Origin of the sequence: Bacillus thermotolerans (genome assembly GCF_000812025.2) — a bacterium.
Lineage (GTDB): Bacteria > Bacillota > Bacilli > Bacillales > Domibacillaceae > Quasibacillus > Quasibacillus thermotolerans.
In genome coordinates, this window is sequence record NZ_JWJE02000002.1 from 47,916 (window position 1) to 65,330 (window position 17,415).

Here is a 17,415-nt window from a genome sequence, read left to right on the forward strand (position 1 = left end):
TATGTTTCCCCCTTCACTCCTTTTCCTAATTATAGTCTATGCGTCATAGATTGTTAATCTTCAACTTACTTTTAATAAGATAATAGAAGAAACCGTGCTATAAAAGGCGGAAAATCAGCAAGATGAGCGGAGAAAGCGCCAATAGTCCAGCAAAACCGATCACGGCCACAGCTACAGGCTTAATGCCCTCTTTGGAAAAGTCTCTATAGTTGACGTTTAACCCGAGCCCAGCCATTCCCATTGCCAGCAAATACGTGCTTAACAATAATAAAACAGCAATTACCTGCTCCGGAATAGGTGCTAATGTATTCACGAAACTGGCGAGCAAAAAGCCGAAAATAAACCAAGGGATTGGTAAGCTTTTTAACCCTTTTTCGGCTAACTCCTTTCTATTCACAAGCATGCTGATTAGTAAAGCAACAGGAATTAATAATAGAACCCTGCCAAGCTTAACGAGAACAGCTGACTCACTGCTTTCTGCTCCCCCTGGCACAGCTGCTGCGACCACATGTGCCAGCTCATGAAGGGTAGCTCCCGTCAATATACCGTATTCATGCTTTGTAATAGGAAGGTGCGGAAAGAGAAAAATGTACATTAGAGCACCGACCGTCCCGAGTATCGCAATACAAGAAACAGCAATTGCTGTATATTCCTGCTTTCCCCTCATAATAGGTGCAACGGCCAAAATAGCTGCTGCTCCACAGATCGCTGTACCGGCGGCTATTAAAACGGTTAAATACTTATTTAGCCTAAACACTTTTCCCAGCAGCAGAATAAAGCTCATAGTAAAAGCAATAACAAGAGCATCTGTCAGCAGCACAGCATATCCCGCAGCGGCAATATCCAGCAAGTTCAGCCGAAAGCCCAATAAGATAATCCCCGCCCGCAATAATACCTTGCTGCTGAATTGAATACCGGGTTGATAATCCAGCTTCACTCCGGCCGTGTTTTTCCAAACCATGCCTATCAAAATTGATAAGATCATAATTCCCATGATCTCGAAGAAAGGCAGCCTGGCAATCAATCCAGCAACAGCTGCAATCATTAATGTGAAGGCAATCCCTTTGGCAATTCCCCTCTCCTTTCCTTCCCGCTTCGGCACCTGCCTTCTTTCCGATTGTACCCGCATGCTTGGCGCTTCCATTCTGCTCACCTCCGTCTTAGTTATATTAAACGTATCACAGTTTTGGACACTTGCTATTTTGATTACGTGATAAGTGTTATTGCATTCTCTCATGGCAAAGAAGGAGACAATAAAAAAGCATAAAAAAACGACCCTGCTGTTTAGGTCGTTTATATCGTTCTTGCCCTCTTCACTTCGGAGTGCGCAGACAAGGTCTATTCTCTTTTCCGTTAAGCTGGCGGCTACCTTTTAGCTGCCCGAAAGCCCGCTCTTTCTGCTTCTTCCCGAGTACAAAATATCTGCTCCGGCTTCGTTTGCTCATAGGACTGGCCTCCGGGTACATGATAAATCTTTTCTCCCGAGCTTGAAATGTTTCCTTTAATTTGACAGTCACTTTCCCTGGCTGCCGGACGCTTCTCTGCGGCTTCACTGTTATATCCTCGATCTGTTACATAATTCTCTATCGACCAGATACCGTTTCCCTCCTGCTGAGCCTTTTGCTGCACCGCTGTGAAGCGGTCGACATATTTTGTATTCGGCGGAAAAACCGCCATGCGGGCCAGCCCTTTGTTGATCAGCTTCTCATTCACCAGTTCATCTTGCAGCCATACATATGCTAAAAGACGGCCATATTGATCCCGTTCCTGTACGTCTAATTCTAATAATACTTCCTTATTACTTAGCTTCTCTTTCGTATAAGCAGCGGCCTCCTGTCCAAACGGCTGGACCCCCAGCCGCGGATGCTTCGTCTCTGGTGTATCCACCAGTGTCATACGAACTCTCTCTTCTTCTCCATTTGAAAGCTTTACATCAAATGTATCTCCGTCTACTACATAAGTAACGGTTCCTGTAACTGTCTGCTCCTCCTGCATCACTGTATGCGATAAACGGCTTGCTGAATCCTCTGCTGTCTCACTTAACGTACAGCCGCTCATTAAAGAGAAAGCAGCAATGGCGATAAATATCCAGTTTCGTTTCATATGTATATACCTCTTTATTCCCTCGATGTATATTCCTCATAGTACTGAAGCACATCTTCCACGTATTCCCTGCTGTGATTATAGGCATAAACCGCCGTTTCCAGGTCTCCATCCGCTGCGCCATTTTCTCTTAAATACGAGGCAGCGCTAAACACAGCGTCCTCAATATCGTAAGGATCTGCCTTTCCGTCGCCGTTTGCATCAATTCCATATCCGCCGTATTTTCGGATTACATTCGGATCAGTCTTCTCCTCCTCCGGGATATCTCCTTTCCCTAAGCCGCTGCAAGTCGGATGACTCCAACCTACAAAGGTACAGGGCATAAACTGGAGATGCCCCTCCGCCCCCACAGGGGAAACCATAGGATCCATTGTTGAAAACTTCGTCTCCACTCTATGGTGCGCCGCCAATAACTCCCAAGGCACACCATACTCTCTTTCAGCTGCCTGATAAATAGGTATGTACTCTCTTGGCACTGGTAACCCGAACATATGATTCTCCATCTGCTTCGCTTGATTATAGACCATCAGCAGGACTGCCGCTATAAATAAAAGAAACGCCGCCTTCTTTACTGATCGTTTAAATTTTCTTCTTGCCATGATGTTCTCCTTCAATGGAAAGTCAATTTTCATCTATATTAGAAAACTAACGCAAAAACTTCAAGTGACAAATATCCCAAACAAAAAACCGCCTTGCTTCGCAAGACGGTTAAACCAATAAACCTTATCCGCTTCGTACGGTTACTTTTTTCCTCGAGGACGTAACGCCTTTAGCATCTCTCTTCTTTCTGCGCTAAATGAGCGGTAAAGCGACACCATCATCAGGATCATAATGACTGAAAACGGCAAGGCAGCAATGATCAATGCATTCTGCAATGCCTGCAGTCCTCCGCTATATAAGAGAATGACCGCGATAAGCGACTGGGCAATCCCCCACGTCAGCTTCACTTTAATCGGAGGTGTGAGTGAGCCGTGTGTTGTCTGCATGCCAAGCACGAAGGTCGCTGAGTCCGCTGATGTAATGAAAAATGTGCTGACTAACAAAACGGCAATGATTGATAAAATAGAGGACCACGGAAGCTCATTAAAGACAGCAAATAATACTTCCTCTGTCGCATTTTGAGTTAAGTCCACTACTCCCGCCATTTGCATATCCATCGCTGTTCCGCCAAACACAGCAAACCACAAAAAGCTGACGATAGCCGGGGCGAGCAGCGTACCGATAAGAAACTCCCGTACAGATCGTCCTCTTGATACCCGGGCGATAAAGATCCCGACAAATGGCGACCAGGAAATCCACCAAGCCCAGTAGAAGATCGTCCAGCCGTTAATCCATGTCCGGCTGTCCTCATCCAACGGTGCGATTCGGAAGCTCATTCTTACTATGTTTTGAACGTAAGTCCCGAGCGTATCGGTGAACAGGTTTAGGATAAATAGAGTCGGCCCCACTATTATCACTAAGACAAAAAGAGCTACCGCTAACACCATGTTTGTGTTGCTCAAGATTCGAATTCCTTTTCCAAGTCCGCTCATAGCTGAAATTATGAACAAAACGGTTACAATGGCGATGATAATAAGCTGTGTCATGAAGTCAATCCGAATACCGAATAAATAGGAGAGTCCCCCATTAATTTGAGCAGCACCAAAACCAAGCGTTGTGGCCACCCCAACTACTGTTGCAAAAACAGCCATGACATCAATTGCTGTTCCAAGCGGCCCTCTAGCCTTTTCCCCAAGTACAGGCGTCAATGTAGCACTGACAAGCCCTGGCTCACCTTTTCTAAACTGGTAATAAGCAAGAGACAAGGCGACAACGGCGTAAATGGCCCACGCGTGCACTCCCCAGTGAAAGAATGTGTAACGCATCGAATCCTTTAATGCTTCGTCCGTCCCCGGTTCTGCCAATGGAGGATCGCTGGCGAAATGACTTAACGGCTCCGCCGCCCCCCAGAATACTAAACCAATTCCCATACCTGCACTAAACAGCATTGCAAACCAGGATAGTGTGGAATATTCCGGTTTCTCACCTGGTTTTCCTAATGTCACCCTTCCTACGGGACTAAATATCATAAATACGCAAAATAAAACAATAACAGATACTATAATTAAATAATACCACCCAAAAGCGGATGTAATGAAAGCCTGCACATTCGCTGTCATCTCTTCGAATGTAGCTGGAGCAGCTACCCCGAAAATAACACAAGCCAACACGAGCGCAAGTGTAATCCAAAATACATTTGAAATGTTCTTCACAGTATTCTCCTTTCTTTGCCAGATAGACTGATTAATGCACTTGGGAACGGGAAAGTATGTTGTCGAAGCAGATCGATTTTATTCGACAACGATTAACACCTTAACAAATAAAGTCTTATTTATCAAGCAAGATGATAATCATATAATGTATAACTTCCCCTTATTCCCGCTTTTCATGCCAGTGTTCGCATAAAAAGAGCCTCTTATCCGCCGTTCGGCTAAGAGGCCGTTGTTGATCCGTGATTTTTATTTAGCATCAGTATGTGCATTTGCTTCTTTCTCCATTTCAAGCCTATACATTTGAGACAATCCGTACGTCCGCTTTTCGGCCTCAGCAATATCACTTCGCGTCTCTTTCTCTTGCCGCTTCACTTCCGCAAGCTTCGTCTCAAATTTTCGGATCCTCTGCTGGAGATCCTGCTGCTTGGTTTGCAGCCTGGCCAGCTGTTCATTCGAGGCGTATATTTCCTCAATTAACCTTGGCTCATAATTTTGATACTTCTCCAGTACAAGAGCCGTCATTTCATCAAATACTTTTTCAATTCTTTTTTCTAGCTGTATCTTTTCGGTCTGATAATAGCTTGATTTAATAAATTTGGATACACTACGAATAATGCCTTTCTTCGACTCCGCCTGCTTCTGCATCTTTTCTTCTATTCTTTTCAAGCTTTCCTGGTACCTGTTGTTTTTCACGCTCAATTCGCCAAAGTATGGCCGGGCCGGGTCTTTTTTTAAGAGGTTCTTCAATTTTTCGTAAAGCTGTTTATTGTAAGTCTCCGCTTGCTGAAAAGCAGACTCCTCTTCCTTTAGCTCCTCTTTAAGGATAGATAACCCTTTACTCCAATCATTTTGCTTCTGGATCATTTCATTGACAGCCCGAAGCATATTCTTATAATTCACAAGCCGCCAATTCCACGATTGAGAGATAATAGCAAGCTTTTCGTCATCTACCTCTTCTTCAGCTTGATCCGCAAGGTAAGGAAGCGCCGTCTCAAGAAGCACCACCGGCAGCAACCCTTTATTAAATAGAAGGTTTTGATAACGGTATAAAATATTTCCGCTCCTAAAAATAAGCGGAAGCAGCAAGTCTGGATCCATCAATCCCGAAAAGTATGGAGCCTCGGCCATTTCGGCAGCTCCTGCTTCCTTCTTCTTTGCGAAGGAATGCAGCAAGTATTTATAAAAGCCAAACCCTGCCTTCTTTACAATCATAGTGAACAGAAGAAGAGGGTTTCTTTCTAGAGCAGCCCCCGCCTCTTTTTCCGTCCACTCAACTATATTCAGCTGATGTTTCAACTGTTCACTTTGATGAGAAGGAAGCTGCTCTACATATTGTAAAACTTCTCGAGCCCAAACAGTCGCCGAAGCTTCCTCTTCCTTCTTGCGCTTTTCATTTAAATAGGAGAACAGCTCCGTCATCTCCCAATGAATAAGAAATTCAAGCTTGTTCTTTTCTACAGACCGCTCGTAGGCAGAGCGAAAGTCCTTTTGCTGCTTATGAAGCTGATGAAACACTTCCTCAATAATATCCTCGCACTGCTTAATGATCTGATAAGGATTTTCAAGCGTGCGCATAGGAATCTTCATCGCTTTGCTTAACTCCAGCTGCAAATCGAGCTGGAGCTCTTGGTCTTCCACTACATTCAGCTTATCAGCTTCCTTTTCAAGCCATTCATAAAAATGAGCAGACTGTTCTTTAGAAACGAGATCCTTCGTCTTGGAAGAAACGAGGTCCCAAAAGCTCAGCTCATGCAGCATAACGTACACCATTCGTAGGTGGGTTCCTCTCAAGTATAGAAATGAATGAGCTAACTGTCTTCCTGCGTTCATCTTTCATCCGTCCAATCTGTACAGATTATTTACGTATCATTATATACTAAAAGCAGAAAAGATGACATTTACAAACCGAAGGAAGGTATCTCTCTAAAAGATGTTGTCGGATTTTGTCGCGCGATATATTAAATTATTTTTTGAAAGCGATTGCAAAAACGAATGACTCTCTTTAAAATTAATAATAATTCTGAATGTTCCATTATTTCAGTAAAAAAAGTGAAGGAGGATGAATATGGAAAGCAAAAAGCTCTCAACCTCTCCGGACAAAGTCACCTACGAACAGATTACTGAAAGCACCAAGTTTAAGGATTTGGTAAGGAAGAAAACCAAATTCATTGTACCGATTTCTGCATTCTTTTTAATCTTTTACTTCTTATTGCCCGTGCTGACGTCTTACTCTACTATACTGAATGCACCGGCAATCGGGGACATCTCATGGGTATGGGTTTTTGCATTTGCCCAGTTCATTATGACTTGGACTCTTTGCATGCTGTATGTAAGAAAAGCCAATCAATTCGACGGCATGGCTGATGAAGTCATTGAGGAGTTTAAACTGAAGGAAAGGGGAGATCGTTCCCTATGAGTGCCATTGGACTAATATTCTTTGTTGTTATTGTAGGCTTGACACTTGTGGTTACTTATTTTGCTGCGAAACGTACGAACACAGCGAGTGAGTTCTATACCGCGGGAGGCGGACTGACAGGCTGGCAAAACGGACTAGCTATCGCCGGAGACTACTTATCTGCAGCCTCCTTTCTCGGTATCGCTGGAGCGATTGCTTTGTTCGGCTTCGACGGCTTCTTCTATAGCCTAGGCTACCTTGTTGCTTATCTTGTTGTGCTTTATCTCGTTGCTGAACCGCTCCGTAATCTAGGAAAATATACGCTTGCTGACATGATAAATGCCCGCTTCGAACAGAAGAAAATTCGTGCGGCGGCGGCTTTAAGTACCATTACTATCGTTATCTTTTATATGATTGCTCAGCTTGTAGGTGCAGGTGCTCTTATTCAATTATTATTAGGCATTGATTATTGGATCGCTGTATTAATCGTAGGTGTCATGATGACTATTTACGTTCTATTTGGCGGAATGACAGCGACTAGCTGGGTGCAGATTATTAAAGCAGTTCTTCTGATGATCGGTACGGTCATTATTTCGGTTCTGGTCCTGTCAAAATTCAACTTCAATATCTTTTATATGTTCAGTGAAATGAAGACAGCTACTCCACATGGTGAAAGCTTTCTAAATCCCGGTTTAAAGTATACAAACTCTCTTGATACGATCTCTATGATGATCGCGCTGGTGCTCGGTACTGCTGGACTTCCGCATATCCTGATGCGTTTCTTTACCGTAAAAGATGCTAAAACAGCAAGAAGCTCTGTTGTAGTAGCTACTTGGGTCGTTGGAATCTTCTACATTTTAACTATTTTCCTCGGATTCGGAGCTGCAGCCTTTGTCGGCTCTACAGATATTATGGCTGCCAATGAAGCAGGAAACATGGCTGCACCTTTGCTCGCTCAAGCTTTAGGTGGAGACATTCTGATGTCCTTCGTTTCAGCTGTTGCTTTCGCTACCATTTTGGCAGTAGTAGCGGGGCTCGTTCTATCAGGTGCATCCGCTTTTGCTCATGATATTTACGGGCAGATTATTAAAAAAGGAAAGATTACAGAGCGGGAGCAAATGCTTGCTGCCCGTTATGCATCCATTTCCGTGGCGGTCTTCTCTATTTTACTTGCCCTGTTTGCTCAAAACATGAATGTCGCTTTCCTTGTTTCTCTAGCGTTCTGTGTAGCTGCCAGCGCAAACTTGCCGGTTATTCTCTACACAATTTATTGGAAGCGATTCAACACAACAGGGGCTGTAACCGCTATTTTCACAGGTTTAATTTCAGCTTTAGTGCTAGTGGCTATCAGTCCAAACGTATTTAGTCCTGAAGGGACAGCCATCTTCGTCGGCACTCCGCTCATTTCGCTGACAAACCCGGCTATCATCTCCGTGCCGTTAGGCTTCTTTGGAGGATATGTTGGTACAGTGCTTTCGTCTAAAGCGGATGCGCAAAAATATGCCGAGGTGGCTGTAAAGGCCAATACCGGGTTTAAAGGAAAATTATAAACCCCACACAGAGCTAGACGTATAATAAAAGGATGAGCCGGCTATCTGCCTGCTCATCCTTTTTAACGTTGGGCAACTCTTTGCTTTACTAGCTTTAAATGACTGTTCAGCTCCGCTTTCAGTCTTCTTTCCTTATCCATCCAGTCATTTGACAGCTCCTGCGGATGTAAGGCAAGCTGTACATACTGCTTATAAGCAATATGTGCATCTAGAAGAAGAGCGTATGCTTCTTTCATTCCACTCGGCGGATCTGATAATTGATCCATCATAAGAAGACACTCTTCCGCCTCTTTCTCGAGCTCCTTCACGGCATGAAGATGGCGGGATGAGACCGAGGAATCCTTCCCCTCTATATAATCGGAAACAAGCTGTTCTGCTTCCTGTATATTCTTACTCATTTTCTCATACGCTTTTCCCATTTGTTCAGCGTAAGCTGTTTGGTTCATTTGTTCTTTATAGGAGGAATAGAGCGAGGAGCCTATACATACAAGCAGACCTAAACATATAAAGGCTGCCCATTTCAAGACACTGACAGAAAATGCATGCCCTTTTTTCTCCATCGCTCTCTTGCCTCCTTTATCATTTCTCATGAAAATTTATCTTTTCTTCACTTCTTGCAGAAATTATATCATGGAATAACTGATAAAGAAGGGAGGCGCTTGAACCTTAATAGAAATGAATAGTTCTTAACAAAAATGATATATTCATGGTTAATCTTAGGGCTATTTCGTAAAAATAATGACATAAAAAACCTTGCTGTCTCTGCAGCAAGGTTGTAAACTATTGATTTTTCTGATGGCCTTTTATCATTTAAAGAAGCTCTCCCACTTCTCTATATGCATAGCCTAAATCTCTTGCTACCGCTTCAAAAGTAACTTCTCCCTTATAAACGTTCACGCCGAGCTTTAATGCTTCATTATCGGTAATAGCCTGAACGAAACCTTTGTTAGCTATTTGAAGTGCATAAGGAATAGTTACATTGGTTAGGGCAATGGTCGACGTACGAGGGACAGCTCCCGGCATGTTTGCTACCGCATAATGAACGACACCGTGCTTTGTATAGGTTGGATTATCATGAGTAGTCACACGATCCACCGTTTCAAAAATACCGCCCTGGTCCACGGCTACATCTACGATGACAGAGCCTGGGGACATATCCTTCACCATGTCTTCCGTAACAAGCTTTGGTGCTTTTGCTCCTGGAATAAGCACAGCCCCGATAACAAGATCAGATTCCCTCACGGATTCCGCGATGTTGAAAGGATTAGACATTAACGTCTGAACACTTGATCCGAAAATATCTTCTATCTCCCGCAGGCGGTCTTGATTGAGGTCAATGATCGTTACATCCGCTCCTAGACCTGCCGCAATCTTAGCGGCATTCGTCCCAACCATTCCACCGCCGACGACGGTTACTTTGCTTTTTTGCACACCAGGTACACCGCCGAGAAGAACGCCTTTCCCTCCCTTGTTCTTTTCAAGGAATTGAGCGCCGATTTGTGCAGCCATCCGACCAGCTACTTCACTCATCGGTGAAAGAAGCGGCAAAGTACGATTAACTGATACGGTTTCATAAGCAATGGCTGTTACTTTGTTCTCTACAAGAGCCTTTGTTAACGCCGGCTCTGCCGCAAGGTGAAGATACGTAAATAACAATAAACCTTCGCGGAAATATTGATACTCAGACTCAATTGGTTCTTTTACTTTCAAGACCATATCTGCCTGTCCCCAAACAGCTTTTGCTGAATCAACGATTTCTGCGCCAAGCTGTTTGTACTCTTCATCTGTAAAACCGCTTCCAATTCCAGCCCCGGCTTCTACAAGCACCTTATGGCCGGCTGTGGTAAGCGTAGGGACACTTGCCGGTGTCATTGCCACCCGGTTCTCATTGTTCTTGATCTCCTTTGGAACACCAATGATCATATCAACATCTCCCTTATTTTCACTATATACTTAATAATATGATAGAATCCGAATTTTTTCATTATTCTAAATAAAAAAATAAGAGAGGGGTTTTTGTGAATTTCTACAACTCCCCCTCTAGCTGATGAATTAATAAGTCTAAATACAGCGTCATCTTTTGATTCGCATCCTTTAGCTGTATTCCGGCTATTTCAGATATTCGTTTTAAACGGTAGGATAGGGTATTGGCATGAATATGGAGTGCTTTAGCTGCCTCATTAATATTGCCATCGTGCTGAAGAAAAACAAAGATGGTTTCCTGAAGATTTGAATGGTGCTCACGATCATACATCTTCAGCTTTTGAAGCATTGGATTTTGGTACCCGCTCTTTTTTCTAATCGCTGCTAAATCCTCAATAAACTGAAACACTCCAAGCTTTTCATAGCTGTAAATAGACGCAGTTGCTTCAGGAAATTGCTGCTTCATTTTAAATACATATAATGCTTCCTGATAGCTTTCCGACACCTTCAACGGATTATCAACCACACAACCTGCTGCAGGGACAATCTTTGCCATTTGGCCGCGTTCCTTCATTTTTTCAAGAAAATTCCCAATAAAGTTTGTCATCGCTTCAAACTCGTTTGTCTCCGGAAGTCTTACTAATAAAATCAGCTGACTATTATCAACTGTTTTTGCAACTACGGGAACCTGCTGCATCGTTTCAATTAGATACCCCGCCTTCCGCTCGACGGAAAGGGTAATCGGCTCTATAAAGTCAAAAATAACAACAGCAAGCGACCCCTTTACACGCAAATGGTAATGCTCATTCGCCTGCTCAAAGTCTTTCATCCGGGAAAAGTGTCCAGTTAACAGCTTCCAAAGCAGCTCTTCCCCATTTTTTTCTGCCTTCTCGCGCTGATTTCGACGCTGGATCAATTGATTCTTCACCGCCTGAGCAGCCTCCTGCAAAATGGCAATCTTTTTCTCATCAAACGGCTTACGTGGATGTGCCCATATGAATCCAACCACTTCCTTATTCTTCCGTACAGAGATAGCCACCCGCTCTTCAATCTTTACTTGTTCAATTTTAGGAACAACAACTGGCTCCTCCGACTCAAACAATTTAGGAATGGCTCCCGCCTTCCAAAGGCTGTTAATGACATGCTCAGGCACCCGTCTCCTCATGATGGTAGCAATTCTAACCGGGTCCACTTCATCTTCATGCCGGCTGTAGGCGATAATTCTATGGTTAGCATCTTCTATTGTAATCGGGCACTCAAGCTCCTCACTAATTAAATCAGCGAGTGTTTCCAGCGACTCGTAATGGCCTGAAAAGAAATTCTCTGCCGCTTTCTCCATATAACCACTTTCTTTCTCTCAAAATTCACGTACAAATATTATATTATGATAAAGCTTGTCTTAAAAGTATTTTCACCTATCCGCGTGGAATTAGGATGTTTGAGTCCATAGGAAAACGGAGCAGCCGCTTCGGCTTACTCCGTCTTAATTGAAAAGTGAATAGATTAGCAGGCAATCCGATAGATTGGCAGGCAAATAGGAAATGAATAATTCGTAGAAGGCAAATATCGGGAGAATGGTTAATACTTTCTTGCACCGCATTCTGGGCAGATGTAGACATCTTCAGCATCAAAGATTGTACCGCATTTTGTTTGCTCTAATACAACAAAAGCCTTTCTTAAATCTGCACGTACACCTTCCCAACCGCATTCACATTTGACTTGATTGAATGACCCGAACTTGTAAACACCGTAGTTCATTCTTTCCACCCCTTTTTTAATTTTCAGAAAATATCCTGTGTAATTATCTTACACAAATTAACAAAAAAAATCAATTAAAAATTTGTGAATTTTTTGTTAATAATGTAAAAAATCAAGTCTTGTTTTTATTTTTCAATATGGTAAATTAATAGAATGAGTCTTATTTTCAGCAGCTATTATGACCTGCCGAAAATAAGGCTCATTTTTTGTGCCAGCGCTTATACCTAGCGTTATTCCTGCTCAGCTAAGACTTTCATATCCTGAACAATTTCCTCAAACGGTACATCCTCTGAACCATTATAGCTCTTTACAACTGTTCCTTCTTTGTTAACCAAGTAGAAGCTTGTGCCATGCATAACTTGATTAGAGTTTGGATCTGGAATCGCTAAAGTTTGAAAGTTTTTCTCAGCGAATTCTCTTATATATTCCGGACTATAACCTGTAAGAAGGTCCCACTTTTTCTCATTAACTTCGTAGTAAGAAATATATTCCTTGAGCTTTTCAGGTGTATCCACCTCGGGATCTACACTGAAAGAAACGATATGATAATCATCAATGCCTTCTTCTTCAATCACCTTTTGTAAATCCGCTAAGTTTTTAGTCATTGGCGGACAAACGGTTGTACAATTTGTAAAAATTAAATCCGCAATCCAGACCTTTCCTTTCAAATCGTTAAGGCTGACCTGCTCATTGTTCTGATTCGTATGTTCAAAATCCTGCAGTTTTACATCCATATTTGGCTCAATAGTATCATTTCCGCAGCCAGCGAGGACAAAGAGCAGGGTGAACGCAGAGACCAGTAAATACTTGCGCCATCGTGTCATTTTATTTCCCTCCTAGAAAGCAAGCTAGTACGCTTCTCCATTCATGTTATGCGATACGTCATACAAACTCAATGCTTGGTATGTATTTTATTCTAAACAATTTATGAACAGCCTCATGTTATTTGTCCTTATATAAAGAAGCTGCTCTATTCACTCATGAATAGAACAGCCCAGCTAGGAACATGATTTGTCCTGCCTCTGTGAAGAGGCTCGCTGTGGACTTACGTCAGCTGAAAGCGAGTGTAGCTTCCGCTTTGCGTAGCGACAACCTCAAGGCGGGCATCAATCCGCTCCTTTAATTCCGGAACGTGTGAGATTAAACCGACTAGTCTTCCCGAACCTTGAATTTCCATTAATGATTCGATCGCCTGATCGAGCGACTCTGAATCAAGCGTGCCGAAGCCTTCATCAATAAACATAGTCTCCAGCGATATTCCTCCAGCATATTGCTGTACAATTTCTGCTAAGCCAAGCGCCAAAGCCAGGGCCGCCTTGAAGCTTTCTCCTCCTGAAAGAGTCTTCACATGCCTCTCCTTGCCCGTATACTGATCAAATATCAGCAGCTCTAATCCGCTTTGAGCATTACCTTTTGCCCGGTCCTTCTTTCGATGAAGCGTATAGCGGCCGCTTGTCATTTTAACGAGCCGCTCATTAGCTACCGTTAAAATGTCATCAAGGAAAGAAGCGAGGACGTACCTTTCAAAGGTAATCTTATGTACGTTCTTTCCATGAGAAATTTCATACAAGTGGCCGATAATGCCATATTCTTGTTCCAGGTCCTTTAGCTTTTCATTAATCGCCCTTACCTGCGTCTGGATGTGGTCGTAATTGCTGATTAAATGATTAATGCGCATACGCTTTTGATCTTTTTCAGCCAGCTGCTGTTCAATAATTTCCTTCTTCGCTGACAGGTCGGAAAGGTCCGGTGCTTGTACACCTTCTAAATTCTCCGTCCATTCATGCAGCCGGTCAGAAACAGAGCGATACCGCTCGTTAAACTGATTAACATCAGCCTGCAGCTGTTTTACTTCATCCTCGCTGCGTTTGCTGTCTGCATAATGTTTATAATTCTTAAATCCCTGCTCTGTTTGCAGCTGAACAAAGCGGTCCCGTTCGGCATCCAGACGTTCCTCTTGCTGTTTGAGTGCCCATTCTCTTTCCTTTAAGCCTGCTTCCGCTCCAGCAAGCTTTGTTTCTGCGGCCTGCTTTCTTTGAACGGCTTCTTCCAGACGCCTTTCCAATTCCTTCTTTTTAGCCTCAGCTTGTTTTACCGCTCGTTCAAACGCCGCTTTCTCCCGAATTGGAGCCGGGATTTTCTCAAGCAGTCCCTTCACCTGTGACTGCTTGCCTGCATACGCCTCCCGGGCAGCCAGCTCCTTCTTTTGGTATTCTTCTAATTGCTCGCGTTGTTCCTTCCACTTTGCGTTCAACTGCCGCCGTTCGGCCAGCCACTTTTCTTTTTGCTGCAATTGCTGCTCTGCTTGATTCCTTTCCTGTTCGGCTCTCTGATGAACGACCATCAGCTCGGCTTTCTGCTCAGCCATACGTGACCAATGTACTTGCATACCGGCTTCCTTTGCTTCTCTTTCAAGCTCTTCCACCTTCTCCTGCTCCGATTGAACATGAATCAGGAGAGCATCCAGCTCACGCTCTGCCTCCTGTTTAGCTGCTTCTAAACGCCTTGTTTCCTGTTTAGCTGCTTCTACTTCATTCTTCTCCGGGGCATCAAGATGAATAGATGCCGGATGCGGATGCTCCGTCGACCCGCACACGGCACACGGTTCGCCTTCAGTAAGGGCTCGCGCCAAAATGCTCGCCTGCTGCTTCTGCCAGCTCTCCTCAAGCAAAGCGGCGTTTTTCTCCGCTTCGGCAAGCTGCTGTCTTTTCTCAACCGCTTGCTGCTCTACCTTCACCCTTTGGCGCTGATATTCTTCCAGCCGCTGATTGGTCCATGCAGCTTTGTCCAGCACACGAATTTGTAAATCTGCCTGCTGTTTTTTCTTTTCTTCTTCATACAGTATCTTTTGCCAGCCGTCTAAAGACTCAATCCATTCTTCCAGCTTTTCAAGCCGCTCCTCCAGCTCTTTGCCCTGTGAAGAAAGCTGGGCTTTCCTTTCCTCGTATTCTTTCGCTTCCTTATTTAAACGGCTAAGGGCAGCTTGCTCTTCATCAAGCGAGAACACTTGTTCTCTTAGAGCTAGGAGGGCATTTAATGCTTCAGCTGCTTCGCTCCGTTCGGCTTCCCTATTTCTTTCTTCCTCCCATTCTGATACAGCTTTCTTCAATGCTTCCTGGCTGGCTGTAAACGCGGCGTTCGCTTGCACAGCCCTTTCCTTCTCTCTATCAAGCTCTTTCTTTAGTTTCCAGCATACTTGCTCCTGCTGCTCAAGCTTCCAGGCTCTTTGTGCCCATTCAATGTCTTCCTTCTTTCTCTCGATCAATGGCTTTTGAGCTTCGAGCTCCTTTTTTGTTTCCTCGAGGTGTTCTTTGTGCTTTAGCTGCTCAATAAGACGTTTTGCCTCATGAATGGCTTGATTGAGCTGGTCACGTGCCGTTTGCTGTTCATTAATCTCTTGCTGAACCTCTCGCAGATGATCTCTCAATACGCGAATTTCCTCATCCAACTGAGAAAAAACAGCCGTCTCATTACGAGGCTCCTGCTGCAGGAGATGCTGCATTTTTTCTGTAACAGGCTCGATGCTGTTTAACAGCTGCTCCCTTTCCTGCCTGCTGCCCCTTACCCTTTCTGCTAATTGATCTGCTTCCTTTTTCAGCTTTTCTTCAATCAGCTTATAAAACTGAGTATGAAACAGCCGCTGCAAAACCTTTTCTTTTTCTTTACTGTCGGAGACAAGCAACTTTCTGAATTCCCCTTGAGGAATCATTAAGATTTGTCTGAATTGATTCGCATCGATCTGAATAATTTCTTTGACCTTCTCATCAACATCCCGAACGTTCGCTGCAATCAGTTCTTTTTCACCGTCTGCTTTTAATTCATATAATTCTGCTTTCGCCGTCACCGTCGTGTAGCCCTCTCCGCGTTCTTTCTTCTTATCCTGCTGCGGGGCCCGGTAAATTTCGTAGCTCCGTCCCTTTAAGGAGAACTCAAGGGACACCTCAGTCAGAATGCTTTCATCAGCAAACTGGCTGCGGAGCTCATTCCCTGCTCTTTCCTCACCGCTGGACTTTCCATAAATAGCGTAGCTGATTCCGTCAAATATCGTTGTTTTTCCAGCCCCGGTATTGCCAGAAATGACGAACATGGTCCGGTTCTCCAACTGCCTAAAGTCGATTTCCTCCCTGGCTGCATAAGGACCAAACGCCTGCATCGTAAGCTTAATCGGTCTCATCGCTGGTCTGCCTCCAAACGTGCTTCCTGAATTACTTTTTCCATGATGGTTCTCTTTTCATTTGTGAAGTCTTCTGTCGTCATTTGCTGATAAAAATCAGCAAACAGTTCAACCTCCGATTTCTTCTTTTCTCTTTCGAATGCATAGGTTGTCTTTTCCCGCTGGTCGATCAGCTCTATCTTTCTCTCTAAGTGGAGAATGTTAGGATAGGCTTGGCGCAGTTTCCCCATTGGATCAATCAGAGCTCCCTGATCCAGCAACGTAACCTTTAAATAGTCTTCTGCTTGTTCTGCCTGGATTCGTGAAGGGTCCAATAGCTCTTCCATTGTTCCCTCGATTTCGCGCATGTCCTTCTTTGGTTTCAATGTCCGTTCCTTGATGGAAAATACCCCTTTGTCATCTATGTCGATAATCGAAATGCTTTTCCGCTGTTTCGCTTCAGAGAAAGAGTATTTTAATAAAGAACCAGAATAGCGAACGGTATCATGCTTAATCGCATCGGGGCTATGCAAATGGCCCAGCGCCGTATAGTGAAAAGGCTCAAAGACATCGGCGCTGACACAGCCTGAACCTCCAACAGAAAGCGTCCGCTCTGAATCACAGGTTTGTCCTCCAAGCACAAATGCATGCCCGACAAACACATTTACTTCACGATGATCCATTTCTTGCTCCATCTTGCCCACCAATGCCTTCATAGCCTCCTGATGGGACCGGATAGAATCATCGCCTAGCAGCTGCCGAACGACTCCCGGTTCTGCATAAGGAACACAATAAAAATTGACCCCGTTGATCCGAACCGGCGACAGCTGATCATCCGCTTTGCTTTTCAAATAAAACCTGCTGTGCTGAAACCATGATGATCCAAAGGAAAGCCGCTCAGCACTGTCATGGTTCCCGGCAATAGCCACGATCGGTGTTTCCAGTTCAATATTGATTTTAAACAGCATCTCATTCAATAATTCCACTGCACTTGTCGGCGGCACCGAACGGTCATATAAATCGCCCGCAATGACAACGGCATCTGGCTTCTCCTCTTCTATCACTTTAGCAAACTGCTCTAATACTTCACGCTGCTCTTCTGTCATATAGACTCCATGTACAAGCTTTCCTAAATGCCAGTCAGCTGTATGTATAAACTTCATTTATCTCACCTCAAAAATTTCTCTTCCTATCATAGTATCGAAATTTCTTTCCGTCGCCAATCACTTCTTAACCGAATCCATTAAACTGGCCGTTTCCTGTTGTGCCTCGATTTATGTT

General features: G+C 43.9%; 14 protein-coding genes. 2 read left to right on the top strand and 12 right to left on the bottom strand.

The window, feature by feature from the left end; genetic code table 11:
• Nucleotides 1-97: 97 nt before the first annotated feature.
• From QY97_RS01325 to QY97_RS01345, 5 genes are all read right to left on the bottom strand, one after another.
• Entirely contained in the window at nt 98-1,144 is a 1,047-nt protein-coding gene (locus tag QY97_RS01325) for a YeiH family protein (RefSeq protein WP_052725833.1), read from the bottom strand.
• Between the two features lie 221 nt (nt 1,145-1,365).
• On the bottom strand, nt 1,366-2,103 hold the full coding sequence (locus QY97_RS01330) for a thermonuclease family protein (RefSeq protein WP_039232437.1): 738 nt from the start codon (nt 2,101-2,103) through the stop codon (nt 1,366-1,368).
• 14 nt (nt 2,104-2,117) lie between these two features.
• Nucleotides 2,118-2,702, bottom strand: a complete 585-nt coding sequence (locus QY97_RS01335) for a lytic transglycosylase domain-containing protein (protein ID WP_039232439.1) — start codon at nt 2,700-2,702, stop codon at nt 2,118-2,120.
• Nucleotides 2,703-2,843: 141 nt separating this feature from the next.
• Nucleotides 2,844-4,355, bottom strand: a complete 1,512-nt coding sequence (locus QY97_RS01340; protein ID WP_039232441.1) for a glycine betaine uptake BCCT transporter — start codon at nt 4,353-4,355, stop codon at nt 2,844-2,846.
• A gap of 246 nt (nt 4,356-4,601) precedes the next feature.
• Complete coding sequence (locus QY97_RS01345) at nt 4,602-6,185, bottom strand: coiled-coil domain-containing protein (protein WP_125444155.1); 1,584 nt, start codon at nt 6,183-6,185, stop codon at nt 4,602-4,604.
• 235 nt (nt 6,186-6,420) lie between these two features.
• On the opposite strand from QY97_RS01345, the gene QY97_RS01350 reads away from it, so the two are divergent.
• Both QY97_RS01350 and QY97_RS01355 read left to right on the top strand, forming a co-directional pair.
• Nucleotides 6,421-6,771, top strand: a complete 351-nt coding sequence (locus QY97_RS01350) for a DUF485 domain-containing protein (protein WP_039232443.1) — start codon at nt 6,421-6,423, stop codon at nt 6,769-6,771.
• Complete coding sequence (locus QY97_RS01355) at nt 6,768-8,300, top strand: solute symporter family protein (protein ID WP_039232445.1); 1,533 nt, start codon at nt 6,768-6,770, stop codon at nt 8,298-8,300. The genes QY97_RS01350 and QY97_RS01355 overlap by 4 nt, the downstream gene beginning before the upstream one ends.
• Nucleotides 8,301-8,362: 62 nt before the next feature.
• Here QY97_RS01355 and QY97_RS01360 read toward each other — a convergent pair whose 3' ends face one another.
• The 7 genes from QY97_RS01360 to QY97_RS01390 all read right to left on the bottom strand — a co-directional run bounded on the left by QY97_RS01360 (nt 8,363) and on the right by QY97_RS01390 (nt 17,297).
• A complete protein-coding gene (locus tag QY97_RS01360; protein ID WP_039232448.1) occupies nt 8,363-8,860 on the bottom strand; it encodes a hypothetical protein in 498 nt (165 codons plus the stop codon).
• Between the two features lie 250 nt (nt 8,861-9,110).
• A complete protein-coding gene (ald, locus tag QY97_RS01365; protein WP_039232449.1) occupies nt 9,111-10,223 on the bottom strand; it encodes an alanine dehydrogenase in 1,113 nt (370 codons plus the stop codon).
• A 103-nt stretch (nt 10,224-10,326) separates the two neighbouring features.
• Complete coding sequence (locus tag QY97_RS01370) at nt 10,327-11,562, bottom strand: PucR family transcriptional regulator (RefSeq protein WP_039232451.1); 1,236 nt, start codon at nt 11,560-11,562, stop codon at nt 10,327-10,329.
• Between the two features lie 239 nt (nt 11,563-11,801).
• The gene (locus QY97_RS01375) at nt 11,802-11,981 is read right to left on the bottom strand and encodes a hypothetical protein (protein WP_039232455.1); all 180 of its coding nucleotides are present in this window, start codon (nt 11,979-11,981) and stop codon (nt 11,802-11,804) included.
• Nucleotides 11,982-12,211: 230 nt separating this feature from the next.
• A complete protein-coding gene (locus QY97_RS01380) occupies nt 12,212-12,805 on the bottom strand; it encodes an SCO family protein (protein WP_039232458.1) in 594 nt (197 codons plus the stop codon).
• A gap of 221 nt (nt 12,806-13,026) precedes the next feature.
• Nucleotides 13,027-16,155: an AAA family ATPase gene (locus QY97_RS01385; protein WP_039232461.1), complete on the bottom strand. Its 3,129-nt coding sequence runs from the start codon at nt 16,153-16,155 to the stop codon at nt 13,027-13,029.
• Nucleotides 16,152-17,297 carry an exonuclease SbcCD subunit D gene (locus QY97_RS01390; protein WP_039232464.1) on the bottom strand — a complete coding sequence of 382 codons (1,146 nt, stop codon included), beginning with the start codon at nt 17,295-17,297 and terminating at the stop codon, nt 16,152-16,154. Before QY97_RS01390 ends, QY97_RS01385 begins: the two co-directional genes overlap by 4 nt.
• Nucleotides 17,298-17,415: the final 118 nt, after the last annotated feature.